At 67.6% G+C, this 25,200-nt stretch carries 22 protein-coding genes, 1 tRNA gene and 1 pseudogene; 10 read left to right on the top strand and 14 right to left on the bottom strand.

Translation table 11 applies throughout. The annotated features are described in order from the left end of the window. Positions 1 to 81 precede the first annotated feature (81 nt). Positions 82 to 495 (top strand): F0F1 ATP synthase subunit epsilon, encoded by a 414-nt coding sequence (locus tag AC1DDA_RS15035; protein ID WP_441509594.1) that lies wholly within the window; start codon positions 82 to 84, stop codon positions 493 to 495. 49 nt (positions 496 to 544) lie between these two features. On the opposite strand, the gene AC1DDA_RS15030 is transcribed toward AC1DDA_RS15035, so the two are convergent. The 3 genes from AC1DDA_RS15030 to AC1DDA_RS15020 all read right to left on the bottom strand — a co-directional run bounded on the left by AC1DDA_RS15030 (position 545) and on the right by AC1DDA_RS15020 (position 1,847). Continuing rightward, the gene (locus AC1DDA_RS15030) at positions 545 to 925 is read right to left on the bottom strand and encodes a VOC family protein (protein ID WP_476796348.1); all 381 of its coding nucleotides are present in this window, start codon (positions 923 to 925) and stop codon (positions 545 to 547) included. Further along, positions 922 to 1,440 carry an RNA pyrophosphohydrolase gene (locus AC1DDA_RS15025; protein WP_476796347.1) on the bottom strand — a complete coding sequence of 173 codons (519 nt, stop codon included), beginning with the start codon at positions 1,438 to 1,440 and terminating at the stop codon, positions 922 to 924. Before AC1DDA_RS15025 ends, AC1DDA_RS15030 begins: the two co-directional genes overlap by 4 nt. Positions 1,441 to 1,541: 101 nt before the next feature. Further along, a complete protein-coding gene (locus tag AC1DDA_RS15020) occupies positions 1,542 to 1,847 on the bottom strand; it encodes an ArsR/SmtB family transcription factor (protein ID WP_476796346.1) in 306 nt (101 codons plus the stop codon). An 89-nt stretch (positions 1,848 to 1,936) separates the two neighbouring features. Between AC1DDA_RS15020 and AC1DDA_RS15015 the strand changes: the two genes are divergently transcribed. Then, complete coding sequence (locus AC1DDA_RS15015) at positions 1,937 to 3,037, top strand: NADH:flavin oxidoreductase/NADH oxidase (RefSeq protein ID WP_476796345.1); 1,101 nt, start codon at positions 1,937 to 1,939, stop codon at positions 3,035 to 3,037. A gap of 135 nt (positions 3,038 to 3,172) precedes the next feature. Here the strand turns inward: AC1DDA_RS15015 and putA are convergent, their stop codons facing one another. Continuing rightward, positions 3,173 to 6,274, bottom strand: a complete 3,102-nt coding sequence (gene putA / locus AC1DDA_RS15010) for a bifunctional proline dehydrogenase/L-glutamate gamma-semialdehyde dehydrogenase PutA (protein ID WP_476796344.1) — start codon at positions 6,272 to 6,274, stop codon at positions 3,173 to 3,175. A 126-nt stretch (positions 6,275 to 6,400) separates the two neighbouring features. On the opposite strand from putA, the gene AC1DDA_RS15005 reads away from it, so the two are divergent. From AC1DDA_RS15005 to AC1DDA_RS14995, 3 genes are all read left to right on the top strand, one after another. Next, positions 6,401 to 6,859, top strand: coding sequence for an Lrp/AsnC ligand binding domain-containing protein (locus tag AC1DDA_RS15005; protein WP_441510104.1), 459 nt, complete (start codon positions 6,401 to 6,403; stop codon positions 6,857 to 6,859). Positions 6,860 to 6,965: 106 nt separating this feature from the next. Then, positions 6,966 to 8,027: an ABC transporter substrate-binding protein gene (locus AC1DDA_RS15000; protein WP_476796343.1), complete on the top strand. Its 1,062-nt coding sequence runs from the start codon at positions 6,966 to 6,968 to the stop codon at positions 8,025 to 8,027. A 96-nt stretch (positions 8,028 to 8,123) separates the two neighbouring features. Further along, positions 8,124 to 9,740 carry an AMP-binding protein gene (locus AC1DDA_RS14995; RefSeq protein ID WP_476796540.1) on the top strand — a complete coding sequence of 539 codons (1,617 nt, stop codon included), beginning with the start codon at positions 8,124 to 8,126 and terminating at the stop codon, positions 9,738 to 9,740. Here the strand turns inward: AC1DDA_RS14995 and AC1DDA_RS14990 are convergent. From AC1DDA_RS14990 to AC1DDA_RS14975, 4 genes are all read right to left on the bottom strand, one after another. After that, complete coding sequence (locus tag AC1DDA_RS14990) at positions 9,709 to 10,848, bottom strand: GNAT family N-acetyltransferase (protein ID WP_476796342.1); 1,140 nt, start codon at positions 10,846 to 10,848, stop codon at positions 9,709 to 9,711. The genes AC1DDA_RS14995 and AC1DDA_RS14990 overlap by 32 nt on opposite strands. Before the next feature lie 139 nt (positions 10,849 to 10,987). After that, on the bottom strand, positions 10,988 to 12,154 hold the full coding sequence (locus AC1DDA_RS14985; protein ID WP_476796341.1) for a CobW family GTP-binding protein: 1,167 nt from the start codon (positions 12,152 to 12,154) through the stop codon (positions 10,988 to 10,990). Positions 12,155 to 12,277: 123 nt separating this feature from the next. Next, positions 12,278 to 13,174: a DMT family transporter gene (locus AC1DDA_RS14980; protein ID WP_476796340.1), complete on the bottom strand. Its 897-nt coding sequence runs from the start codon at positions 13,172 to 13,174 to the stop codon at positions 12,278 to 12,280. A 7-nt stretch (positions 13,175 to 13,181) separates the two neighbouring features. Then, positions 13,182 to 14,759: a D-alanyl-D-alanine carboxypeptidase family protein gene (locus AC1DDA_RS14975; protein WP_476796339.1), complete on the bottom strand. Its 1,578-nt coding sequence runs from the start codon at positions 14,757 to 14,759 to the stop codon at positions 13,182 to 13,184. A gap of 236 nt (positions 14,760 to 14,995) precedes the next feature. Here AC1DDA_RS14975 and AC1DDA_RS14970 point away from each other — a divergent pair, with 236 nt between their 5' ends. The 3 genes from AC1DDA_RS14970 (at position 14,996) to AC1DDA_RS14960 (ending at position 18,500) form a co-directional block, all read left to right on the top strand. Next, positions 14,996 to 15,901, top strand: a complete 906-nt coding sequence (locus AC1DDA_RS14970; protein ID WP_476796338.1) for an EamA family transporter — start codon at positions 14,996 to 14,998, stop codon at positions 15,899 to 15,901. A 136-nt stretch (positions 15,902 to 16,037) separates the two neighbouring features. Then, a complete protein-coding gene (locus AC1DDA_RS14965; RefSeq protein WP_476796337.1) occupies positions 16,038 to 17,207 on the top strand; it encodes an acetyl-CoA acetyltransferase in 1,170 nt (389 codons plus the stop codon). Between the two features lie 84 nt (positions 17,208 to 17,291). Then, complete coding sequence (locus tag AC1DDA_RS14960) at positions 17,292 to 18,500, top strand: MFS transporter (RefSeq protein WP_476796336.1); 1,209 nt, start codon at positions 17,292 to 17,294, stop codon at positions 18,498 to 18,500. Between the two features lie 50 nt (positions 18,501 to 18,550). Here the strand turns inward: AC1DDA_RS14960 and AC1DDA_RS14955 are convergent, their stop codons facing one another. Then, the gene (locus AC1DDA_RS14955; protein WP_476796335.1) at positions 18,551 to 18,823 is read right to left on the bottom strand and encodes a BolA family protein; all 273 of its coding nucleotides are present in this window, start codon (positions 18,821 to 18,823) and stop codon (positions 18,551 to 18,553) included. A gap of 95 nt (positions 18,824 to 18,918) precedes the next feature. Between AC1DDA_RS14955 and AC1DDA_RS14950 the strand changes: the two genes are divergently transcribed. Further along, entirely contained in the window at positions 18,919 to 19,536 is a 618-nt protein-coding gene (locus AC1DDA_RS14950) for a J domain-containing protein (protein WP_441509579.1), read from the top strand. Between the two features lie 108 nt (positions 19,537 to 19,644). Here AC1DDA_RS14950 and AC1DDA_RS14945 read toward each other — a convergent pair whose 3' ends face one another. The 5 genes and pseudogenes from AC1DDA_RS14945 to AC1DDA_RS14925 all read right to left on the bottom strand — a co-directional run bounded on the left by AC1DDA_RS14945 (position 19,645) and on the right by AC1DDA_RS14925 (position 24,703). Then, positions 19,645 to 21,633, bottom strand: coding sequence for a methylmalonyl-CoA mutase family protein (locus AC1DDA_RS14945; protein WP_476796334.1), 1,989 nt, complete (start codon positions 21,631 to 21,633; stop codon positions 19,645 to 19,647). Between the two features lie 606 nt (positions 21,634 to 22,239). Next, a pseudogene (locus tag AC1DDA_RS14940) lies at positions 22,240 to 22,597 on the bottom strand (cell wall hydrolase); the annotation flags it as partial. A gap of 477 nt (positions 22,598 to 23,074) precedes the next feature. Then, positions 23,075 to 23,551 carry a DUF1178 family protein gene (locus tag AC1DDA_RS14935; protein WP_476796333.1) on the bottom strand — a complete coding sequence of 159 codons (477 nt, stop codon included), beginning with the start codon at positions 23,549 to 23,551 and terminating at the stop codon, positions 23,075 to 23,077. 94 nt (positions 23,552 to 23,645) lie between these two features. Then, positions 23,646 to 23,903 (bottom strand): glutaredoxin 3, encoded by a 258-nt coding sequence (gene grxC, locus AC1DDA_RS14930; protein ID WP_441509575.1) that lies wholly within the window; start codon positions 23,901 to 23,903, stop codon positions 23,646 to 23,648. 32 nt (positions 23,904 to 23,935) lie between these two features. Next, the gene (locus AC1DDA_RS14925; protein WP_476796539.1) at positions 23,936 to 24,703 is read right to left on the bottom strand and encodes a ComF family protein; all 768 of its coding nucleotides are present in this window, start codon (positions 24,701 to 24,703) and stop codon (positions 23,936 to 23,938) included. Between the two features lie 347 nt (positions 24,704 to 25,050). On the opposite strand from AC1DDA_RS14925, the gene AC1DDA_RS14920 reads away from it, so the two are divergent. After that, positions 25,051 to 25,126, top strand: a tRNA-Glu gene (locus tag AC1DDA_RS14920). Positions 25,127 to 25,200 lie beyond the last annotated feature (74 nt).

The following is a 25,200-nucleotide window of genomic DNA, read 5'->3' as shown; positions in this document are numbered from 1 at the left end:
GGGGATCTCATGACCAGAAACTGCTGGTTTCCGAGATGGCCGGGGCAATTCCGGCCATGACGAGCCGGGGAGAATGAAACGATGGCCACCTTCAAGTTCGAACTCGTCTCGCCAGAGCGCATCCTGTTCTCGGGCGACGTCATCAGCGTCATCGTCCCGTCGGTCGAGGGCGAGATGACCGTGCTCGCCGGCCATGCGCCGCTCGTCGCGACGCTCAAGGCCGGTATCGTCTTCGTCCAGACGACCGAGAGCAACGGCAAGGAATTCTTCATCAATGGCGGCCTCGTCGAGGTCAACCAGGCTTCGACGACGATCCTCGCCGAGCAGGGCCGATTTCTAGAGGATGTCGACACCGCCGTCCTCGACGCCGAAATCCTGACCGCCGAGACGCGCCTTGCCGGCTCGCACAATGAGGACGAGCAGAAGCGCCTGCAGGACGCGCTGGTGCAGCTGCGCGAGTTCAAGCACGTCTTCGAGCAGCGCAAAGCGGCCTGAGCGTCGCCTGCAAACCGAGAATGCAAGGGGCCGCGCGAGCGGCCCTTTTTCATGCGTAGCTGATGAACTCCAGCAGCGAGCCGTCGGGGTCGCGGAAATAGACGCTCGTGCCATGGCCGCCCCGGCCGAAGCGTTGGACCGGGCCGAGCTCGATCGCGACGTTCTGCCGTTGGAGATGGGTGATCGCTTCCGCGATCGGCCCCGGCCAGACGAAGCAGAGATCGCTGCCACCAGGCGGCACAGGCAGGCGGGCCACCGGGGTGGGGTCGAGGCCCGGTCCGTGGCAGTTCAATTGCGCCCGCCCGATGCGATAGACGAAGCCATTCGTGTTCGGGATGATCTCGGCGCCGATCACGTCGTGGTAGAAGGCGTTCGAGCGTTCCCAGTCGCAGACATGGATCACGCAGTGGTCGAGTTCGATGATGCTCATCGGTCCATTCCTTCCGCCGTGATGGGCCTGGCGAAGGCCGTGAAGGCGGCGACGACCCGCTCATACACGACCCGCTTGAAGGGAACGACGAGCCCCGGCATCTGGTTCAGCGGACGCCAGCGCCATTCGCTGAACTCCGCAGGCTCGTCGCCGTTCGGCTGGCTGATGTCGATCTCGTCCTCGCTGCCCGTGAAGCGGAAGGCAACCCAGCGCTGGCGCTGACCGCGAAACGCCGAGAGCCTGTGCGGCGGTCCGTCATAAAACGGGAAGTCGTAGCTCCACCAATCGTCGGTCGCAGCCAGGAACGCCGCACGGGTCACGCCGGTCTCCTCGGCGAGTTCGCGGCGCGCGGCGGCGATGATGTCCTCGTCGGGATCGATGCCGCCTTGCGGCATCTGCCAGTCGAAGCCGGGCAGGATCACCTCGGGGCCTGCGCTATGCGAGCGGCCGGAAAAGACGAGCCCCGCTGCGTTGAACAGGGCGATACCGACATTGGGGCGGTAAGGGAGACTCATCCGCTGAGCATAGGACGCAGCCCGGGCCCGTGAAACGGCCTGGCGGAGCGTAAGCTACCTGACGCAGCCAGCTCAATTCGGAGAATGGCAGCCGGCAAAATTCAATCTTGCCGCTTCGGAAGAACGCAGGCGAGAAGGCCAGGAAAGCGTTGCTCGATATCGTCGCGGCGCAGCGCGTTCATCCGTGTCGCGCCCTCGTTGCGGGTGCGGATCAGGCCGGCCTCGCGCAGGACGCGGAAATGATGCGAGACGCTGGATTTCGGCCGGTCACCTTCAAGGGCCTGGCAGCTCGCCTCTCCTTCCGTCGCAAGCCGGCGGATGACCTCCAATCGGAATGGGTCGCTCAGCGCGTGGAAGACGTCCTCCAGCGCGATTTCTTCCGAAGCGGGCAGGCGGGCATGTCGCATCGGAGAATCCTATCACAGGGATTTGATATTGCCAAAGTTCGAAAAATATCGAATTATCGAACAATCAAATTCCCTACGCGGAGCCAAGCATGTCCGGCCTGTTCGATCCTTTCAGCCTGAAGAACGTCACCTTGCGAAACCGCATCGTGACATCGCCCATGTGCCAGTATTCCGCGCAGGACGGCGTCGCCAACGAATGGCATCGCGCCCACCTCGCCGGGCTGGCGCGTGGCGGCGCTGGCCTTGTCGTCATCGAGGCGACCGGTGTCTCGCCGGAAGGGCGGATCACGCCGGCCTGCCTCGGGCTGTGGAACGACGCACAGGCCGAGGCGCTGGCGCCGATCGTCGCCGAGATGCGCAAGGCCGGCGCCGCGACCGGCATCCAGATCGGCCATGCCGGCCGCAAGGCCAGCGCCAATCGTCCCTGGGAGGGTGACGATCACATTCCGGCAAACGATCCGCGTGGCTGGGAGACGATCGCTCCGTCTGCCATCGCTCAGGGCGGCGGACTCTCGCGCGTGCCGCGCGCCATGACGCAGGTCGACATCGAGCGCGTCCGTGCCGATTTCGTCGCCGCCGCCGAGCGCGCCCGGGACATCGGCATCGAATGGCTGAAGCTGCATTTCGCCCATGGCTATCTGGCGCAGAGCTTCCTGTCGCGCCATGCCAACCAGCGCAGGGACGAATACGGCGGCAGCTTCGAGAACCGCAGCCGCTTCCTGATCGAGACGCTGGCCGCCGTGCGCAAGGTCTGGCCGGAGGACCGTCCGTTGTCCGCCCGCCTCGGCGTGATCGAGTATGACGGCCAGGACGAGGAGACGCTTGCCGAGGCGATCGAGCTGGTGAAGCGCTTCAAGGCCGAGGGGCTGGACTTCATCGACGTCAGCGTCGGCTTCTCGACCAACGAGGCCAAGATTCCGTGGGGCCCGGCCTTCCTGGCGCCGGTGGCCGAGCGGGTGCGCCGCGAGGCCGGCCTGCCGGCCTCGACGAGTTGGTACATCAGCAAGCCCGAACAGGCCGACGCGCTGGTGCGCGAGGGCAAGGTCGATCTCGTCACGCTCGGCCGGCCGCTGCTGGCCGATCCGCACTGGCCCTATGCTGCGGCGCAGGCGCTCGGCGTCGAGAACCCGGCCTGGAAGACCCTGCCGACGCCTTACGCCCACTGGCTCGCCCGCTACCGCGCGGCGTAACGAACTGGAACTGCGCCGTCATTCCGGGCGGAGCGAAGCGAAAACCCGGAATCCATCGTCGCACGCGACGCCTGACGATGGATTCCGGATCGGCACCGCTTCCCGCCTTGCCGGAAATGACGGGGGAAGCCGTTGCTACTCGCCCATCGCGATCAGGCTGGCATTGCCGCCGGCCGCCGCGGTGTTGATCGTCACCGTCTGCTCCGTGGCGAAGCGGGCGAGGTAGTGCGGGCCGCCGGCCTTGGGGCCGGTGCCCGACAGCCCGTGGCCGCCGAAGGGCTGCACGCCGACCACCGCGCCGATGATGTTGCGGTTCACATAGATGTTGCCGGCCGAGAGGCGCTCGGCCACGCGCTCGACCGTCGTCTCGATGCGCGAGTGGACGCCGAGTGTCAGCCCGTAGCCGGAGGCGTCGATTGCGTCGATCACCTTGTCGAGTTCGCCCGCCTTCCAGCGCACGACATGCAGGATCGGCCCGAAATGCTCGGCGGTGAGGTCGGTGACGCGGTCCAGCCTGACGATATGCGGCGCGACGAAGGTGCCGCCGAGATCGGGTGCCTCACCGGCCCAGGCGACGCGGCCCTGCTGCCGTATGGCGGCGACATGGCTGTCGAGGCGCTGCTTGGCGGCGTCATCAATGACGGGGCCGATATGGATGTCGAGCTTGCGGGGATCGCCGAGCTTCAGCTCCTTGGTCGCGCCTTCGATCATTTCGAGCATCTTGTCGGCGACGTCGTCCTGCACCACGAGCAGCCTGAGCGCCGAGCAGCGCTGGCCGGCCGAGCGGAAGGCCGACATCACAACATCATCGGCCACCTGCTCCGGCAGGGCCGTGGCATCGACGATCATGGCGTTGAGACCGCCCGTCTCGGCGATCAGCGGCACGATCGGGCCGTCCTTGGCGGCGAGCGCCCGGTTGATGCCGCGCGCCGTCGCGGTCGAGCCGGTGAAGGCGACGCCGGCCACGTCCTTATGCGCGACCAGCGCCGCGCCGGCCTCGGTTCCGCCCGGCACGAGATGCAGCGCGCTGACCGGCACGCCGGCCTCGTGCAGGATCTTCACCGCGACCGTCGCGATGATCGGCGTCTGCGGCGCCGGCTTGGCGACGACGCTGTTGCCAGCGACGAGCGCGGCGACGACCTGGCCGGTGAAGATCGCGAGCGGGAAGTTCCAGGGCGCGATGCAGACGAAGGCGCCGCGCCCGCGCAGGATCAGCCGGTTCTCCTCGCCGGTCGGGCCGGGCAGCGCCGTCGGGCTCGCGAATTGCTCCTCCGCCTGCGCGGCGTAGTAGCGGCAGAAATCGACGGTCTCGCGCACCTCGGAGATGGCGTCGTCGATGGTCTTGCCGGCCTCGCACTGCAGCAGCGCGATCAGCAACCCGTGACGGGCCTCCATGATGTCGGCGGCCCTGCGCAGCGCAGCGGCGCGGATGCGGGCCGGCGTCTCGCTCCAGGCGCGGAAGCCGGCCTTCGCCGCGAGCAGGGCACGTTCGGCGGTCGCGGCATCGGCATCGGTGACCTTGCCGATCGGCTTGTTGTCGATCGGCGAGCGCACGTCGCGAGCGGCGCCGGGCTGGGCCTTGCCGTCGATGATCGGAGCGGCATCCGGGAAGCTCTTGGCCGCCGCGATGTCCTTCACCAGCGCGTCGAGGCTGGCTTCGTGGCCGAGCTCAGTGCCGGCCGAGTTCTTGCGCGACGGCCCGTAGAGATCGGCCGGAAGCGGGATGCGGCGATGCCGCGCCGCGCCCGGCGTGCCGATGATGTCGGCAGGTGCGAGCAGAAGCTGCGAGACCGGCACGTCGGGATCGCCGGAGGCGCTGACGAAGGAGGAGTTGGCGCCGTTCTCCAGCAGGCGGCGGACGAGATAGGCGAGCAGGTCCTGATGGCCGCCGACCGGCGCATAGGTGCGGCAGGCATAGCCTTCGTTCTCGCGCAGCAGCTTCTCGTAGAGCGCCTCGCCCATGCCGTGCAGGCGCTGGAACTCGAAGCCCTCGGCATTACCAGCCATCTCGGCGACGGTCGCGACGGTCAGCGCATTATGCGTGGCGAATTGCGGGATGATACGGGGCCTGAGCTTCAGGAGCTGTGCCGCACAGGCCTCGTAGTTCAGGTCGGTCATCGCCTTGCGGGTGAAGACGGGATAATCGGCCAGCCCGCGCTCCTGCGCGCGCTTGAGCTCGGTGTCCCAGTAGGCGCCCTTGACCAGCCGCACCATCATGCGCCGGCTGTAGGTCTCCGCCAGCCGGCCGATATGGTCGATCACGGCCGAGGCGCGCTTCTGATAGGCCTGGATGGCCAAGCCGAAACCGTCCCAACCATCGAGCGAGGGATCGGCGAAGACGGCATCGATCACATCGAGCGACAGCTCCAGCCGGTCGGCCTCTTCGGCGTCCACGGTGAAGTTGAGGTCGTAGCTCTTGGCTTGGCGGGCGAGGTCGATGACCTTCGGCACGAGTTCGGACAGCACGCGCTCATGGTTGGTGGCGTCATAGCGCGGATGCAGCGCCGAGAGCTTGACCGAGATGCCCGGCCGGTTGGGCAGCTTGTCATTGCCGGCGGAGCGGCCGATGGCGTCGATCGCATCAGCATAGGACTTGAAATATCGGTCGGCATCGGCCTGGGTGCGCGCGCCTTCGCCGAGCATGTCGAAGGAATAGCGGTAGAGCTTGCCGGTGCCGGAACGGGCGCGCTTCAGCGCCTCCTCGATCGTCTGGCCGAGCACGAAATGGCTGCCCATCACGCGCATCGCCTGGCGGGTCGCGGTGCGCACGGTCGGCACGCCCAGGCGCTTGGCAAGGCTGCTGACGATACCCGTCGGCGTCTCGCCCGGCTGGATGACGCGGGCGGTGATGCCGAGCGCCCAGGCCGAGGCCGAGACCAGGAAGGCATCGGATTTCGACTCGTGATGGGCGAAGTCGCCCTGGCCGAGCTTGTCCTCGATCAGTTGGTCGGCGGTGGCGGCGTCCGGCACGCGCAGCAGCGCCTCGGCCAGCACCATCAGGGCAAGCCCTTCCTTGGTGGAGAGCGAATACTCGCGCAGCAATTCCTCGATGCCGCCGAGCCCGACCTTGCGGGTACGGATGGCATCGATCAGCCCGGTCGCGCGCGCGTCGATCCGGGCCTTGGCGGCGGGGTCGCGCCGGGCGCCGGCGAGCAGGCGGCCGGCGATGGCGCCGTCATCCTGGGCATAGGGCGCGCGGAAAGGCGGCATGGCGGTACGCGGGGCAGAGGCGACCATAAGGGGCTCCGAAGGGGGCTGGACTGGATTATCTGAAGGATGGTGGATCAACCGCCGCATATCAATTGGCATTTCATCGGTCATTCCAGTATAAAATCCAGTGCTATGGCAATTTTCTAGAGAATTATCATGCTGGATAGGACGGATCGCCGTATCCTCGCTCTGCTGCAGGGCGACGGCCGCATCGCCGGCGTCGAGCTTGCCGAGAAGGTCGGGCTTTCTCCCACCGCCACGGGCGAGCGCCTGAAGCGGCTGACGCGCGACGGCTACATCACCGGCTACCGCGCCACGCTCGATCCGGAGAAGCTCGGCCTGCACCTCCTCGTCTTCGTCGAGGTCTATCTCGACAAGACGACGCCGGATGCCTTCGAGCGCTTCGCCGCGGCGGTGAAGCGGGCGCCGGAGGTCCTGGAATGCCACATGGTCGCGGGCGGCTTCGACTATCTGGTCAAGACGCGCGTGGCGGACATGAACGCCTATCGCCGCTTCCTTGGCGAGGTGCTGCTGGCCCTGCCGGCGGTCCGGGAGACGCGGACCTATGCAGTGATGGAAGAAGTGAAAACCGACGGCGCACTGCCTTTGTAGCGAAACATCTGCCGCGTTGACGCCATTTCAACATCTTATGCTGTCAAGAAGCATGGACGATGCGGAGATGCCGCATCGCGGTCAGCAAGGCGCCCGGAGTCCTGCCATGCCCCTCGTTCCGCCCCCTCGTTTCCCAGTCCTGTGTCGGCGCGGGTTCGGGCAACTGGCGGCCGGCGTTGTGGCGGCCTGCATCGCGGGCGGCGGGGCTGCCCGTGCGCAGGGCAATACGCCGGTTCGCTTCGCGCTGGACCGGCGTTTCGACGGCTTGACCGCGCCTTTCCTGGCCGCACAGGACAAGGGCTATTTCGGCGCCGAAGGGCTTGATGTCACCATCGAGCCGGGCAGCGGCTCGCGTGCCCTGCTGCAGCGGCTGGCCGCTGGTGCGCAGGATGCCGGCTTCGGGGACGTCAATGCGCTCATCCGCTTCCGCGACGAGAACCCCGGCGCCGATCTGAAGGCGGTGATGATCATCCATGATCGGCCGGGCTTCGCGCTGATCGGCCGCAAGAGCCGGGGCATCACGGCCGAGCCGGCGAGCCTGGAGGGCCGCAAGCTGGGCACGGCGAGCGCCGAGGCCAGCTTTGCGCAGTGGCCGATCTTCAAGAGCCTGAACAAGATCGACGACAGCAAGATCAGGCTGGAGACCGTGGGTCTTCCGGTGCGGGAGCCGATGCTGGCTTCCGGGGAACTCGATGCCGCCTTTGGGTTCGGCACCTCGACCTATGTTTCCCTCAAGGGGCGCGGTGTGCCGGCGGACGACATCGTGCTGATGGAGATGGCAGACCATGGCCTTGTGCTCTATGGCAACGCGGTCATCGTGGCGGGCAAGTTCGCCGCCAGCAAGCCCGATGCGGTGCGCGGTCTTGTGCGCGCCGTCACGCACGGGGTCCGTGATGCCGTCCTGAACCCTGGCGCCAGCGCGCAGCTGGTGGTTCGCCGCAACGAGGATGCTCAGCCGGAGATCGAGCGCGAGAAGCTCGGCATGGTCAACGAGCGGAACGTGCTCACGCCCTATGTCCGGGCGCACGGCCTGGGCGGGATCGATGGCGAGCGCTGGTCGCGGGCGCTGGATCAGCTCACTTTGGCGGGTAGCTTCCGGGACAAGGCGCGCGCGGGCGATGCATTTTCGGACGCATTCCTGCCGCCAGCCGGCGAACGCATGTTCTGAGCGCATCGTGACGCACGGAGAGGCCGCGCCGCGGGTAGGTGACAGTGGCTGAGCGCGTGCCTATCGTGCCGCGCCTGCCACCGGACCTCCACCTTGATATTGCCAGACCAGACCGACTACGCCGCATTGCGTGAAGCTTTCCGCTGGCGCATTCCGGATCGCTACAACATCGCCGTCGACGTCTGCGACCGCTGGGCCGCGAGCGCGCCGGAACGGTCGGCCATCATCGAGGTTTCGCAGGATTGGCGGGTGACGCCGGTCAGCTTCGGCTGGTTCCGAGAGCATTCCAACCGACTGGCCAGTGCCCTGCGCGCGCGCGGCGTCGGCCGCGGCGACCGTGTCGCCATCCTGCTGCCGCAGGGGCGGGAGGTGCTGACCGCGCATCTCGCGGCCTATAAGCTCGGCGCCATCGCGGTGCCGCTGGCGGCGCTGTTCGGCGTGGATGCGTTGGCCTACCGGCTGGAGGATTCCGGCGCGAAGGTCGTGGTGACCAACGAAGCCGGCCTCGGCAAGCTCCGCCAGATCGCGCAGCCGCTGCCGGAACTCGCTTTGCTGATTTCGACCGACGGGCCGGATCGCGGCGCGCAAGGTTGGGACGAACTCCTCGCCGAAGGCAGCCCCGATTTCACGCCGGTGGAGACCACGCCGGACGATCCGGCCCTGATGATCTATACCTCGGGCACGACTGGCAATCCGAAGGGCGCGCTGCATGGCCACCGCGTCCTGCCCGGCCATCTGCTGGGCGTGCAGATGCCGCATGAATTCATGCCGCGGCCGGGCGACCTCGCCTGGACGCCGGCCGACTGGGCCTGGGCCGGCGGCCTGCTCAACATGCTGCTGCCGGCGCTGCATTTCGGCGTCGCGGTCGTCGCCCGGCCGGTAACGCGCTTCGAGCCCGACGAGGCCTACCGTCTGATCCAGGATCTCGGCATCCGCAACGCCTTCGTGCCGCCGACCGCGCTGAGGATGCTGCGCGGTGCCGGCAATCCGCGCGGCCGCTGGCGGCTCAACCTGCGCACGGTCGCGGCGGCGGGCGAGGCGCTCGGCGCCGAGACGCTGGCCTGGGGGCGCGAGGCGCTGGGCCTCACGATCAACGAGGCCTATGGCCAGACCGAGTGCAACCTCGTCCTTGCCTCCAGCGCCGCTGTCGGTGTCAGCCGGCCCGGATCGATCGGCAAGTCGGTTCCCGGCCATGATGTCGCGATCATCCGGCCCGACGGCTCGGTCTGCGCGCCGGGCGAGGAGGGGCAGATCGCCGTGCGCCGGCCCGACCCGGTGATGTTCCTCGAGTACTGGCGCAATCCGGAGGCGACGGCGGCGAAGTTCGTCGGCGACTGGATGACCACCGGCGACCAGGGCGCGCAGGATGTCGACGGCTATGTCCGCTTCATCGGCCGCGACGACGATGTCATCACCTCCTCCGGCTATCGGATCGGGCCGGGCGAGATCGAGGATTGCCTGCTGAAACATCCCGCAGTCTCGCTCGCTGCGGTGGTCGGCAAGCCCGATGCGTTGCGCACCGAGATCGTCAAGGCCTTCATTGTGCTGAAACCGGGTCAGGACGGCTCGCCGTCTCTGGTATCCGAGCTTCAGAACTTCGTGCGCTCACGGCTTTCGGCACATGAGTATCCGCGCGAGATCGCGTTTCGGGGCGAATTGCCGCTGACCACGACGGGCAAGATCATCCGCCGTGTGCTGCGGGCCGAGGCCTGAACAGCGACTGGCCGATCCGCCGGCGAATACGCGCTGCCAGATCGGCCGGGGTGCCGGCCCGTCGATGGTTGAGGCGCAGCGTTCCGAAGCCGCCGCTCACGGCTTCGAAGATCGGCAGGCCGCCAGCGAGCCTGATCGAGCGCGCGGGAGCGGCCTTGCGCATCATCGCCAGGAGCAGCGCCAGCGGCCTGGCCGGGGCCAGGCCGTCATCGCCGGCCGCCAGATAGAGCCAGCGCGACGGAGCGCGGCCGAGCGTCAGTGCTGCCGCTATCGGCTTTTCGTCCAGCATCAGCAGCGCGATCCGGCACAGTTTCTGTCGGCTGAGGTTGCGGCTCATGCTGCGCAGGAAGGCGGCCTCGCGGATATCCTGAAGGGTTGCCCGGCCGGTCTGCCCACGTTGGCCCGACGCCTCCAGCGCAAGCAGGATCTCGACGGCGTCGCGCCGGCCGGCAAGGGTCGAGGGTTCTTCCAGGCGCAGCGTTCCCTGTGCCTCCAAAGCCGTCCGTGCCTCCCTGGGGCCGGCCGAATCTGCCAGCCGCGGGCCGGGCAAGCCAATATCTTGCCAGTCCGCCGTGAAGCCGTGCCTGCGGGCTATGCGGATGAGTGCCGTCGCGAACGGTCCGGCCGGATCGACCGCCGGGAATGTCAGGCCGGCGGTCGGCCCAGCCTCCCGGCGCCAGGCACGCAGCAGCGCGGACAGGGCTGGCGCCACGAAAGTGCTGTCGATCAGGGGCGTACCGTTGAACAGGCGGGGATCGGCGAATTCGTCGAGAGCCTCGGCCGCGAACAAGCGCTGGCGCCGGCGGAACGGCACGAGGCCGATCAGCCGGCGCTGTTGCCGTGCTGCCTCGCCCTGCCAGAGCAGCATGAGCGCGACGTCACGGAACGAGACGAGATGCTGGGCCGCAGCGAGCGCGAATCCGGGATCGAGAAAGGGATTGGGCTCGATCGCACGCGCTGCGAGATCAGCCCATTCTCCGACGATCCCGTCGCAGGAGGAGAGCGGGCGGATTTCGCAGTGCACTGCCGTGCCGGGATGCGATCGCGCCCCGGTCGGCATCATCGACGCCGTGCCGCCCACGCTAGCCAGGGCCATGATCTTGCTCATCCGCTCCCGCTCCCGATGCGTCGCTCCGGCGCAAGGCTGTGCCGTAATGGCGAGATACGGGCATGTGCCTCGCCATGCGGGAGAGATGCTTCAAGAAGCAGGCCGCTGCGGCTGTGCCAGGGCGACCGGTCGAGGGTGGCTAGGAGCGCGCGGCCTCGGCGCGCTCCGCCTGCTGGCCGAGGAAGGCCGACCACAGGCGTTGGACGGTCTCCTCCTCGATATCCTTGACGATCAGGACGAGGCGCGAGCGCCGGTCGGCATCAGGCCATGAGTCGAGCGTGACGGGCGGATGCAGAATCTGCTGGACGGCGTGCACAAGCAGCGGGCGCCCGGGCTGCTCGGCCACATCGACAAGGCCTTTCAGCCGTAGCAGCCGCGGCCCATGGATCGAGCGCAGCAGGGTCCAGAACAGATCGAAAGTGCTGCGAGCGACAGGCCGATCGGCCGTCAACGTGAAGGCGCGGATCGCTTCGTCGTGACGATTGACATCATGAGGTTCCTGCCCGTGATGCCCGTGCCCGTGCCCGTGCCCGTGCCCGTGCCCGTGCCCGTGCCCGTGCCCGTGCCCGTGCCCGTGCCCGTGCCCGTGTCCGTGCCCGTGATCATGGTGATGATGGCTGTGGCCGTGATCGGGGATTTCGGTTTCGGCCAGCCAGCGGCGCAGCGCAGCCGGGCGCTCAGCCAGATCGTAGAGGCCGGCGCCCGTCAGCGCGCTCGCCGCCGCGTCCGGAGGAAGGATCTCGACGCCGGGATTCAGCGCGGCGAGGCGTGCGCGCAGCGCATCGGCCGGGCCTGCGAGGTCGGTCTTGGTCAGGACGAGCCGGTCGGCGGCGACGACCTGTCGGCGCGCCTCCTCATGGCCATCGAGCGTCGCCATGCCGTTGACGGCGTCGACGAGTGTGACGACGCCGTCGAGCCGGAAGCGCATGGCAAGATAGGGGTGGTTGATCAGCACGTTCAGGATGGGCGCGGGGTCCGCGAGGCCGGTCGTCTCGATGACGAGGCGGGAAAAGGCGCCGATCCGGCCATTATCCCTCCGGCGCAGCAGATCCTCGAGCGTGACGATGAGGTCGTCTCGGATCGTGCAGCACAGGCAGCCGGATTCGAGGAGGATCATGTTCTCCTCGACGCCCTCCACCATCAGGTGGTCGAGCCCGATTTCGCCGAATTCGTTGACGAGCACCACGGTGTCCGCGAGCGCGGGGTCTTTCAGCAGCCGGTTCAGCAGCGTCGTCTTGCCGGCGCCGAGGAAGCCGGTGAGCAGCGTCAGCGGTATGGGAGCAGGGCGGGCATTGGCGCCGGTCATGATCTGTCGTCCGGTCTCAGCGCATCGGACCGAAAAGTGGAATCCACCTTCCGGGAAAATCCGACGCTTCGTGAAATAGCCGGAGCCCCGCCATGCATCCTGGGACACAAGACGATCCAGCCTTCAGGCAGGCACCACGCTCCGCCGTGAATGTTCTACTATTACATTAATGACCAGGGCGACGATGACAAGGGCGCCGCCGGCATATTGCAGCGGTCCCAGCCGCTCGGCGAGCACGATAGAGGCGATCGCCACGGCGAAGACCGGTTCGGCGCAGAAGGCGAGGCCGGCCGGCCCGGGCGCGATGCGCGCCAGCGCCAGGATCTGGAAGAGGAATCCGATGATGTAGCCGCCATAGGTAATGGCGACGGCGATCGGCGCGAGCAGGAAGGTCTGCGGCGGCAGCAGCCCGCCCGTGATCAGCAGGATCGCCAGCGTCACCGGCAGGATGACGATATGCGACCAGAACAGCTTCGGCAGCGTCGCGACTTCGGCGCAGCGCGCGGCGGCGAAGAACTGCGCGGTGGCGCTGAGGCTGGCGATGAAGGCGAGGGCGAGCCCGCGCGGATCGAGCCCGCTGAGGTCGGGGCCGACGACCAGTGCGATTCCAAGGAAGGCCAGGAGCGCGACTGCGAACCGGTCGGCCCGGAAGGGGGCTGCCGTGAACAGCGGTTCGGTCAGCACGATCAGGATCGGAAAGGTGTAGAACACCACAGCCGCGACCGAGACCGGCACGAAGCTGACCGAGGAGAGATAGGCGGTGCCGACCAACGCGGTCGCGAGACCGAAGAGCAGGACGGGCTGCCGTTCGTTGCGGGCGAGACTGAGGGAACTGCGCCAGGCCAGCGCGGCGCCGCCGACCAGGATCAGCATCAGCAGGACGCGGTAGAAGACGAGCAAAGGACCGCTGAGGCCGACCTGCCCGGCGATCTGCGCGCTGACGATATTGGTGCCGAAGGCGGCCGCCGAGGCAAAAGCCAGCAGCAAACCCTGGCGTGCGCTGGCTGCCCCCGTGTCCAATCAGGCCTCAGGCGTCGCTGGCGGGCTTGGCCTTTGCCTTGGCCGCGGGCTTGTCGGCCTGCGGCTTCACGGCAGCCTGCGACGGCCGGGGCTTGGGCAGTGCGCTCGTGCTGGCGGGCGCCTTGCCGGGTTGGGGCTTGGTCGCCGGAGTCTTTGCGGGCTGGGGCTTGGCCGCTTGCGCCTTGGCGTTGCGGGGAGCGGGTTTGATGCCGGCGGCCGCGCCCGCACGCAGGCTCGCGGCATTCGCCGCACCGCGCTGGACCGCGCCCTGAAGCCGCAGCGGGCCGGCCTCGAACGCATTGGCGGAGGGCTGGACCGGCGCATCGGCGGGGGCGAAGGCGGTGGTGCCACGCGGGATCGCGCCATTGCTCGACGCGGTGCGGCGCGGCGCAATGGCGAGCCCGGCGGCGACGGGAGCGCCCGGCTCGATCGTCGGGGCCGTGCCGCGCGCGACCCGCGATTCCGGCTGGGCCGTGGCGTTGGCGGCGAGCGGAGCGGCGGCGGAGCCGGCGGTTCGGCCGAAGGAGACCTGAACCGGCACGACTTGCGCGCGCTGGCCGAGAACGATGCGCCCGCGCGGCGAGCGCGTGGCGACGGGGCCTGCCGACTGCGTCGTGAAGCCGCCGAACCGGCCGCCGTCCGAATCATTGCCACCGGCGGCAGCCGAAGCGGCGATCGGGCCGGAGATGTCGGCATCGTCAGCCAGCGCCACGCCGCCGCCGCGATGGCGAACGTCGTCGCAGATATTCGGCGCGCGCGTGCCGCTGGGCGCCATGGAGGCGACGGTGATGCCGCCGCCGCCCCAGCGACTGAAGCCGTCGTCGAGGAGCTGGGCGGCCTTGACGGTGCGCTCGACGCCGGAAACCGAGCCGAGCACCACGGCGATCAGCGTCTTGCCGCCGCGGCTGGCCGTCGCAACGACGTTGAAGCCGGAGGCGCAGGTGAACCCCGTCTTCATGCCCTCGATGCCGGGATAGCGGCCGACCAGGCCATTGGTGTTCTGCATCACCTGCTTGCCGAGCTGTACGGCCGAGGTGTTCCAGTAGTCCGAATATTGCGGGAAGTCGTGCATCAGCGCCATGGCGAGCACGGCGAGATCGCGCGCGCTGGTCTGCTGGTCGGGATGGTCCCAGCCATTGGGGTTGACGAAATTGCTGTCGCGCATGCCGAGGCGCTGAGCCTCGGCATTCATCATGCCGACGAAGGTCGGGACATCGCCGCCGACGCCCTCGGCCACGACATAGGCGATGTCGTTGGCCGATTTCACCATCATGATGCGCAGCGCGTTGTCGAGCGTGATCTCCTGCCCCGGCCGGGCATAGACCTTCACGCGCGGCTGGCTGGCTGCGAGCTTCGAAACCGGGATCGCGGTCTCCAGTGCGAGGCGCCCTTCCCGCACCGCCTTCAGCGCGAGATAGATCGTCATCATCTTGGTGGTGGAGGCCGGCCGCCAGGCCTGCGTCGCGTTTTCGCTCGAGAGAACCGCACCGCTCGATGCGTCGACGACCAGACTCGCCCCGGCGAGAGCGGGGCCCGTCGCGATGAAACTGAGGGCGAGGACGGCGGCAAAGCGGGAGGGGGTCATCGGGCGGGCTTTGAACCTGTCTGGATGAAACTGGCGGGACGAAGAGGAAGCGGGCAGTCTGGACCAAGCGGGACGCGCAGCTTTCAACGCGACGCATGCGGCATTTTCGAGACGGCCGACGCAGTCGCCAGCCAGCAGATGCATACCTACCCTCTGCCGAGCGATTTGCCTAGACAGGAGCGTCGGTTCAAAAGCTGCGGGCAACCTTAGGCGCTCATTCCTTCCCGGAGCTTACCGTGGCTTTTGGCCTTCTCTGGATTCCGGCGACGATTCTCGCCTCGCTGCTGCAGACTGCCCGCAATCTGGCGCAACGCTCCCTCACGGACATCATCGGCGTCGTCGGCGCCACGCAGGTGCGCTTCCTCTTCGGCCTGCCTTTCGCCGTGCTGTTCCTGGTCCTGGCCTGCATCGGCCTCGAACGCCTGCCGCCGGCCGTCGGCATGGCTTCCCTGGGCTATACGCTTTGGGGCGCGCTGACGCAGATTGCGGCGACGGCGCTGATGCTGGCGGCGATGCGCGAGCGCTCCTTCGCGGTCACCACCGCCTACACCAAGACCGAGCCCGTGCAGGTCGCGCTGTTTGGGGCGTTCCTGCTTGGCGACGCGCTGACGCCGCTGAAGTTCCTCGCCATCGCGATCGCGACGGCCGGTGTGATCGTCGTCTCGTGGAAACCCGGCGAGAAGCTGACCCGCGCCGGCCTGCGCCCCGCCGTGCTTGGCATCGTCTCGGGTGCCTTCTTCGCCCTCTCGGCGGTCGGCTTTCGCGGCGGCATCCAGGCGCTGCCGGAGGGCGGCTTCCTGATCCGCGCCTCGACCATTCTCGTGCTCGGCCTCGGCCTGCAGACGCTGATCCTCACGGTCTACCTGCTCGCCGCCAATCGCGAGGCCCTGTTCCGCAGCCTCAAGAACTGGCGCCGCTCGCTCTCCGCCGGCTTCCTCGGCGCCGCCGCTTCGCAGTTCTGGTTCATCGGCTTCTCGCTGACCACGGCCGCGAATGTCCGCACGCTGGCGCTGATCGAGGTGCCGCTGGCGCAGATCGCCTCGCGTCGCCTCTTTTCCGAAGGCACAAGCCGGCGCGAGATCTTGGGCATGGCGATGATCGTCGGCGGCGTCGGGCTGCTGCTCTCGGTGGCATTGCGATGAGCCCAGCAGCCAGCTAGTGCTGGAGACAAGAAGAGTCAGCCGATCCACGCACGGCGATCATGCACGGATACCGGCTTGCCGGGCGGCGCAAGGCTGCCAAGATGACGTGTAGCTACACATTATAAGGAGAGCCGTCATGAGCGCTGCAATCGTCGGCTGGGCGCATACGCCGTTCGGCAAGCAGGATGCCGAAACCGTCGAAAGTCTCATCGTGCGGGTCGCGACCGACGCACTGGTCGATGCCGGCATCACCGCCGATCAGGTCGACGAGATCGTGCTCGGCCACTACAACGCCGGCTTCTCGGCACAGGACTTCACCGCCTCGCTCGTCCTGCAGGCCGATCCGGCCCTGCGCTTCAAGCCGACCACCCGCGTCGAGAACGCCTGCGCCACCGGCTCCGCCGCCGTCCATCAGGGCGTGCGGGCGATCAAGGCCGGCGACGCCAAGATCGTGCTCGTCGTCGGCGTCGAGCAGATGACGAAGACGCCGGGGGCAGAGATCGGCAAGAACCTGCTCAAGGCCTCCTATCTGCCCGAGGATGGCGACACGCCGGCCGGCTTTGCCGGTGTCTTCGGCAAGATCGCCGCCGCCTACTTCCAGCGCCACGGCGACCAGTCCGACGCGCTCGCGATGATCGCGGCCAAGAACCACAAGAACGGCGTCGAGAACCCCTATGCGCAGATGCGCAAGGATCTCGGCTATGCCTTCTGCCGCGAGGAGAGCGAGAAGAACCCCTATGTCGCCGGCCCGCTGAAGCGCACCGACTGCTCGCTGGTCTCGGACGGCGCCGCTGCGCTGGTGCTGGCCGACGAGGCGACCGCCTTGCAGATGCGCCGCGCCGTCGGCTTCCGCGGTATGGCCCATGTCCAGGATTTCCTGCCGATGTCGAAGCGCGACATCCTGAAGTTCGAGGGCGGCGCGCTCGCCTGGCAGAAAGCCCTGGCCGAGGCCGGCGTGACGCTCGACGACCTCTCCTTTGTCGAGACGCATGACTGCTTCACCATCGCCGAACTCATCGAATACGAGGCAATGGGCCTGACCAAGGAAGGCGACGGCGCCCGCGCCATCAAGGAAGGCTGGACGCAGAAGGACGGCAAGCTGCCGGTCAATGCTTCCGGCGGCCTCAAGGCCAAGGGCCATCCGATCGGCGCGACCGGCGTCTCGATGCATGTGCTCTCGGCGATGCAGCTCACCGGCGAGGCGCCGGAGGGCATGCAACTGGACGAGCCGCGCCTCGGCGGCATCTTCAACATGGGCGGGGCCGCGGTCGCGAACTACGTCTCCGTGCTCGAACGCATCAAGTGAGGCGGGCGTCCCGGGCAAGGGCAGAGCGGCCTAGCGGACAGCGGGAGCGCCGGAACACAGGCCGCCGAGCAAAGGCGGCCTGATGTGACGAGCTTCCTCGTTCTGCTGCTCGCCTATATCCTGAGCCAGTTCTTCCGCGCCTTTCTGGCCGTGATCTCGGGGGATCTCACGCGGGATCTCGGCCTCGATCAGGGGCAGCTCGGCAGCCTGCAGGCCGCTTGGCTGATCGCCTTCGCGCTCTCGCAATTCCCGGTCGGAAATGCGCTCGACCGGATAGGCCCGCGGCGGACGCTGGCCGGCTTCCTTCTCGTCGCCGTCGCCGGGACGGTGATCTTCGGCCTGTCGCAAAACTATGTGACTGCCCTGACGGCCCTCGCGCTGATCGGCATCGGTTGCTCGCCCATCCTGATGTCCGGCTTCTATCTCGCCGCGCGGCTCTATTCGCCGCGGCATTTCGCGACGATGTCGTCACTCCTGATCGGGTTCGGATCCGTCGGCGATCCCCTGAGCGGCGCGCCGCTCGCCTATTTCCTGGCGGCCTATGGTTGGCGTGCGACTGTCTTCGGCCTCGCCGGAATCGTGGCGCTGACGGCCTTGCTGGTGATCCTGTTGTTGAAGGACCCGCCGCCGCTGCCCGACACTCCGCAACGGCATGTCTCGCTGCTGGAGGGAATCCGGCAGATCTTGGTGAAGCGGCCGCTCTGGCTGATCTTCCCCTTCACCTTCGTGAGTTACGGGGTGACGATCTCGACGCGCGGCTTGTGGATCGCGCCCTATCTCCAGACCGTGCACGGCTTCGACCTTGCCGCGACCAGCTATGCGGCGATGGCCATGGGCGGCTTCATCGCGCTGGGAGCGCTGCTGGTGTTGCCGCTCTATCGACGGATCGGCGCCAAGATCACAGTCGTGGGTTGTGGGGTGATCGTAGTCTTGGCGTGCCTGGTGCTGGCACTCTGGGGACAGGAATCGCCCCGCCTCGCGGTTGGCCTCTTCCTCGTCATCGGTCTGTTCGGTGTCACCTATGCCGTGGTGATGGCGCATGCGCGCGCCTTCATGTCACCTCTGGAGATCGGCCGCGGCGTCACCTTCATGAATTTCGTCTTCATGGGCGGGGCGGGCGTGATGCAATGGCTTTCGGGTCGGCTCGTCAACACCCTCGACAGGCACGGCTACGAGCCGCAGACCACCTTTGGGTGGCTGTTCGTCTTCATGGGCGTCGCGCTGGCGGTCACGCTTGCCGTCTATGCGGCCTCGCCCTCGGAGTCGAAGGCAGCCGCCCCCGCGGTCAGGTAGCGCCGGACCGGCCTCCACAGGCTCGGATCGGTGGCCGCGGGGAGCGGCGCTCAACTCTCGCCCGGCGCCTTCGCTGCGATCGCCAGCGCGTGGATGCGGTCGGCCAGTTCCTGCGCCAGTGCCGCATTGACCAGGCGGTGGCGCTCGAGCCGGCTCTTGCCGGCAAAGGCTTCCGACACGATATTGACGCGGAAGTGAGTCTCTCCGCCCTCGCGCCAGCCGCCATGGCCTTGATGCTGGTGCGACTCGTCGATCACCTTCAATTCCTGTGGCGCAAAGGCTTCGGTCAGCTTTCGCGTGATTCTTTCAGCGATTGCGGTCATGATCGTGCCACCGTTGCGATGATTGTCCTTTCGGTTCGGCGATGTGCTGCATCGCACTTGCCGGCCCGAACCCTGCGTCTCATAAACCGTCGACGATGAACATCAACTCACGCCTTTTCGACAGCATCAGGATCGGCTCTTCCGAGGCGGAAGCGACCGTCGACAGCGATGCGCCGCGCTGCGACCATCCCGGCTGCGCGCGCGGCGGCGAATTCCGTGCGCCGAAGGGGCGCGGCCGCGAGGGCCAGTTCTTCCTGTTCTGCATGGAGCATGTGAAGTCCTACAACGCGACCTACAACTACTTCGCCGGCATGGATGACGACGCGCTCGCGGCCTACGCGAAGCAGGAGGAGATCGGCCACAGGCCGACCTGGAAGCTCGGCGTCAATTCCAAGGCGGCGCGGATGTCGCAGCGCGGGCGCAAGGCGAATGGCGATGCCAGCGCCGACATGCACGACGCCTTCAACCTGTTCGGCGCGCGCAACAAGCAGCAGGCGGCCCAGCCGGAAACGCGCGTGGGCGTCGTCGCGCGCAAGGCGCTCGATACGCTCGGCCTCGACGACACCGCCGACTCGGTCGTGATCAAGGCGCGCTACAAGGAGCTGGTGAAGCGCTTCCATCCGGACGCCAATGGCGGCGACCGCTCGCGCGAAGGCACGCTTCAGGAAATCCTCAAGGCCTATCAGCAGTTGAAGAGCGTGGGCATGGTCTAGCCTCCGCCGTCATGCTCGCCCTTGTGGCGAGCATCCACGTCTTGAACATCACCTGCGACCGCCGGACGTGGATGGTCGGGACAAGCCCGGCCATGACGCGGAGAGCGATCAACTTTTCTTCGCCGCTAGCCCCGCGACATCGGCGATGATGCCGTCCAACGCGAAGTCCTTCGGCGTGTAGACACGCGCCACGCCCATGTTGCGCAGGGCGTTCTCGTCGTCGGGCGGGATGATGCCGCCGACGACCACCGGCACGTCCATCCCGGCGACCCGCAGCCGCGCGGTGACGTCGCGCACCAGCGGCAGATGCGAGCCGGAGAGGATCGAGAGCCCGATGATATCGGCTTCGCTCTCCCGGGCCTCGCTGACGATCTCCTCCGGCGTCTGGCGGATGCCGCCATAGCTCACATTCATCCCGGCATCGCGCGCTCGCACCGCGATCTGCTCGGCACCGTTCGAGTGCCCGTCGAGGCCGGGTTTGCCGACGAGGAAGCGCGGCGGGCGGCCGAGGCGTTCGGTCGCCTTCTCCACGGCTGCCTTGGCGGTGGCGAGGCCGCTCGCATCGCCGAGCCTGGTGGTGTCGACGCCCGTCGGGGCGCGGTACTCGCCGAAGATCTCGCGCAGGTTCTGCGCCCATTCGCCGGTGGTGACGCCGGCCTTGGCGCAGGCGATCGAGGCCGGCATGACGTTACGGCCTTCCCGCGCGCTCGCCGAGAGCTCCGCCAGCGCCGCCTCGGCAGCGCTCGCATCGCGGGCGGAGCGCCAGGCCTTGAGGCGGGAGATGGCTTCCGTCTCGACCGAATCCGGCACGGTGACGACGGCGCCGTCGCCGGCCGAGAGCGGGGAGGGCTCGCTGTTGGTGAATTTGTTGACGCCGACGACGACCTGCTCGCCGCGCTCGATCGCCTCGATGCGCCGCGCCCCGTTCTCGACCAGCGCCTGCTTCATGTAGCCGCTCTCGACGGCGGCGAGCGCGCCGCCCATGTCGTCGATCCTGGCGAGTTCTTCGAGTGCGGCTTCCTTGAGCTCGCGGACCTTGTCATCGATCACGGTCGATCCGTCGAAGATGTCGCCGAATTCGAGCAGGTCGGTCTCGTAAGCCAGGACCTGCTGCATGCGCAGCGACCATTGCTGGTCGAAGGGCCTGGGCAGGCCGAGCGCCTCGTTCCAGGCCGGCAGCTGCACGGCCCGCGCGCGCGCCTTCTTCGACAGCGTCACGGCGAGCATCTCGATCAGGATGCGGTAGACGTTGTTCTCCGGCTGCGGCTCGGTCAGCCCGAGCGAATTGACCTGCACGCCATAGCGGAACCGGCGCATCGCCTCATCGGCGATGCCGTAGCGGCCGAGCGTGATCTCGTCCCAGAGCTCGACGAAAGCCCGCATCTTGCAGAGCTCGGTGACGAAGCGCATCCCGGCATTCACGAAGAAGGAGATGCGCCCGACGGTGCCGGGGAATTCCTCCGGGCTGACTTCCGGCCGGGCGCGGATCGAATCCAGCAGGGCGATGCCCGTCGCCAGCGCGAAGGACAATTCCTGCACCGGCGAGGCTCCCGCCTCCTGCAGATGGTAGGAACAGACATTCGTCGGGTTCCATTTCGGCAGCTCGCTGGCCGTGAAGACGACGATGTCGGTGGTGAGTTGCATCGAGGGGCGCGGCGGGAAGACATAGGTTCCGCGCGAGAGATACTCTTTCACGAGGTCGTTCTGCGTCGTGCCCTGCAGCAGCTTGCGGTCGGCGCCCTGCTCGTCGGCGACGGCGATGTAGAGCGAGAGCAGCCAGGCTGCCGTCGCGTTGATCGTCATCGAGGTGTTCATCTGCGCCAGCGGGATCTGGTCGAACAGCGCCCGCATGTCGCCGAGATGGCTCACGGGCACGCCGACCTTGCCGACCTCGCCGCGGGCCAGCACATGGTCCGGATCGTAGCCGGTCTGTGTCGGCAGGTCGAAGGCGACGGAAAGGCCGGTCTGCCCCTTGGCGAGATTGGTCCGGTAGAGCCGGTTGGACTCGGCCGCGTCGGAGTGCCCCGCATAGGTGCGGAAGATCCAGGGCTTGTCGCGCTGGCCCGTCTGCTGGCCGCCAAGCTTCGTCGCGGTCATGGCGTCTCCCCGTATTGCAGAGCAATCTGAATGTTGCACTGCGGCGAAGATAACGCCAGAGCTTCCGCGATGTCCCCTTCGACGTTAGGCGGACGGTTTTCGGCTTGAGTCGGGCCTATGCTCAAGCCCTCATCCTGAGGAGTAGCCGAAGGCTGCGTCTCGAAGGATGCTTCAGGAAAGTTCTGGAACCATACGGACCATCATCTTTCGAGGGCGGGCCGATGGCCTGCTCCTCAGGATGAAGGCGGTGACTGATCCCGCGCGCGTCGAGCGGCTATCGCGAGGAGAGACTGCCCCGGATCTCGGACGCCGCAAGAAGAGCCACGCGGTTGTCGGCCTTCGCAGGCACGACGAAGGCGCGGACGGAGGCTTTCGGCAGATCGAGATCGAGCGGCCGGCCCGGCGGCAGCGGCGCGTTCTTGACCAGCATGACCGCCGGTGCCTGGAACGTTACGAGCTTCGGTGCTGCCGTCTCCGGAGCGAAGGCAAGCGGCGCCGAGGCGAAGGATGTGGACACGGCCGGTGTGGCGGTCGCAAGCGGCGCGGAGGTGGATGCCGAGGCCAGTTGGATCGTCGGCTCCTCGATCCGCCTGCGCTCGGGGCGCTCGCCCTTGAGATAGAAGGCATTGCCGCCGGCCACGGTCACGTAATGCATGTTGGCGTAGCCGAAGCGCATGCCGGCCATATGGAAATGCTTGGCCGATCCGACCGCCTCGTTCCGGCGGCCGTTGAGGATGTCGTCCGCAATGGCCTCGATCTTCGGCCGGGTGTGTTCCGGCATCGGGCGGGTGAGGACGCCGGCGGCGAATTGGCGGGGAGCGCCGACCACGCCGCAGATCGTCTCAGGATACCGCTGCGATTCGACCCGGTTCATCACCACCGTTCCGACGCCGAGCAGGCCGGCCTCGCTCGACCGGTTCGATTCGAAATACATCGCGCGGACGAGGCACTCTTTCTCGCGCGGATCGGCCTTGGCCAGCGCGACGGCGCGTTTGCGCGCGGCGGCCGGCTCCTTCGTCGTCGGCGCGGAGACCGCGGCCGAATCGACCGGCGACATGCTGCAGGCGCCAAGGGCCGGCGCGAGGAGAGCCATCAGAATCGGGACCGATCCACGTCCGCCGTACCTGAAAACTCCGCCAGAACGGAGACCATGCGCAGCGATCGCGGCCCGCTTCATGCGGCAACCTCCTGAGTTCGGGATCATGGGCAGCCGGGGGGGCGCACCGGGATCACCGGCAAAGAAACCCGAAATCAATAACAGAAAGTTAATCCGGGAAGGAAGGCCCCGCGACGCAAAGACCGGTCGGAGCGACCCTCCCTTGCATCGGGTTACATGCTAACGCTTTGTCAGAGAACGCAAAATTGGGCGCTTCGCGGCCTGAATATTTATGGGAACTCGCGCGCCGCCGGGCGGAGTTTCGCGCCGCTCCGGCCGGAGGCTTCAGTTCCGTGTGCCGGGCAAGCGCGGCAGCGGCAGGAAATCCACGCCTTCCTCATGCAGCATGCGGGCATCGTCGGCCGTTGCCTCGCCATAGATGGCGCGCGATTCCGCCTCGCCATGATGGATCTTCAGCGCCTCGTCGGCGAAGCGCTCTCCGACATGCTCGGCATTCTCATGCACGTGCTGGTGCAGCGCGGTCAGCATCTCGCGGAAAGCCTTCTCCTTGTCGCTCATCAGCGCGACCGGGGCTGGCGATGCGGCCGCAGGCGCAGGCGCTTCCGGCGAGGGCTCGGCCGGGCGCACGCCGAGATCGCTGCGCGCGACATTGGGCGCCATGATCGCGCGCTCGACCTTGGCGCTGTTGCAGGCCGGGCAGGTGACGAAGCCGCGCCTCGCCTGTTCCTCGAAGTCGCCGGAGGACGGGAACCAGCTCTCGAATTCGTGGCCGTTGTCGCAGATGAGCGTGTAGCGGATCATGTGATCTTAGATGGTGGCGCCGCGTCGCCAAGGCAAATCGGCACGCAAGGAGTGCTGCCTGCCGGGCATGGCGGGGCAGTGAAGGCCAGGTGCCTCAGGCTGCGAGCAACTCGTCGAGCTCGCCGCGGGCATCGAGCGCGTGGATGTCGTCCGAGCCGCCGACATGGCGCTCGCCGATGAAAATCTGCGGCACCGAAGTGCGCCCGCCTGCCCGGGCCGTCATGGTCTGCCGCAATTCCGGCTGGCCATCGACATCGATCTCCGAGAAAGCGACCCCCTTTCGGGTCAGGAGCGTCTTGGCCGCCTTGCAATAGGGGCACCAGGAGGTGGTGTAGATCGTGACCGGCGGCATGGGCTGAGGGCTCTCGATAAGATGCTGCGCTCTCATGTAGTGCCTTCCCGGCCATCCGTCACGACCCGTGCGAAGGTCAGGATGTCGACATCGCGCGCGCCGGCCCGCAACAGCGCCCGCGCTGCGGCATTGGCGGTCGCGCCGGTTGTCAGGACGTCGTCGACCAGGAGGATGCGCCGGCCTTCGACCTGCGGGCGTTGCGCGTCCGGCACCCGGAATGCGCCCTGCAGATTGTCGGCGCGCTGCGAGCGGGTGAGCCCGACCTGCTGGCGCGTGCGCTTGACGCGGGCGAGCAGGGTGGGCGCGAGCGGGAGCTTCGCCTGGCGCGCCACGACGCCGGCCAGCGCGGCGGCCTGGTTGAAGCGTCGGCTCCAGAGCCGCGCGCGGTGCAGCGGGATGGGCACGACGATCTCGGCCTCGCCGAGCAGTTCGCGGCCTGCCTGGGCCATCATCCGCCCGAGCGTCAGGGAGAGTTCGATGCGGTCGCCATATTTCAGCCGATGCACCAGTTCGCGCGCCGCGCCATCGAAGCGGCAGACGGCACGGGCCCGCGTGAAGACCGGCGGATCGGCGATCGCGGCCGGCGAGAGCAGGCCGGGCCCGAGATCGACGGCGAAGGGCGTGCCGAGCCGCTCGCAATAAGGGCGCTCGATGAAGCCGATGCCGCCCCAGCAGGCGGGGCAGAGCGCCTGCGCCTCGCCGGTCGCGGCCTGGCAGGCGACGCAGGCCGGAGGATAGACGATCGCGATGAGGCCGCCGAGCCCGGCCCGAAAGGCAAGGCGGCCGTGGTGCAGGGCGATGAAGGCCAGGGATCGTCGCTGCTCGCTTTCGCCGCCCACCGAAACGCTCCCCCAAGCTGCCTCGGCAATTTTCAATCTCGCCGGCGGGCTTGCAAGACCTGCTAGCCGCTTCCTGCGCGGCTCGCGCCGCTCTTTTTCGCGTGAGCGGCGCATCGCTTGAGCCGGCTACCGACGGGATGTTCCGCTCATCTCCATCTCGAGGCCGCGTCCGCCTGGAAAAGGCGGGGATGTTCGCCGCGTCAATTGAAGCCCTTCGGGCCGATCCGAGGATTTTTGTCGGGACAGCTTCAAAAAAGCAGTTGCGGCGTTGCGGCGCTCCGACTACAGAGACGCCCACGACCGGCGCTGCTCCCTTCGTCTAGCGGTCTAGGACGTCGCCCTCTCACGGCGAAAACAGGGGTTCGAGTCCCCTAGGGAGCGCCATTCGCCGCCTAAGCCCTTGAAGGGCTTAAACTCTCGAAAAATCAGCGGTTTACTCGGCTCAGGCTGCCATCCAT

It is taken from the genome of Allobosea sp. 10N428 (genome assembly GCF_056394545.1).
This window is presented reverse-complemented; position numbering and strand designations above follow the sequence as displayed.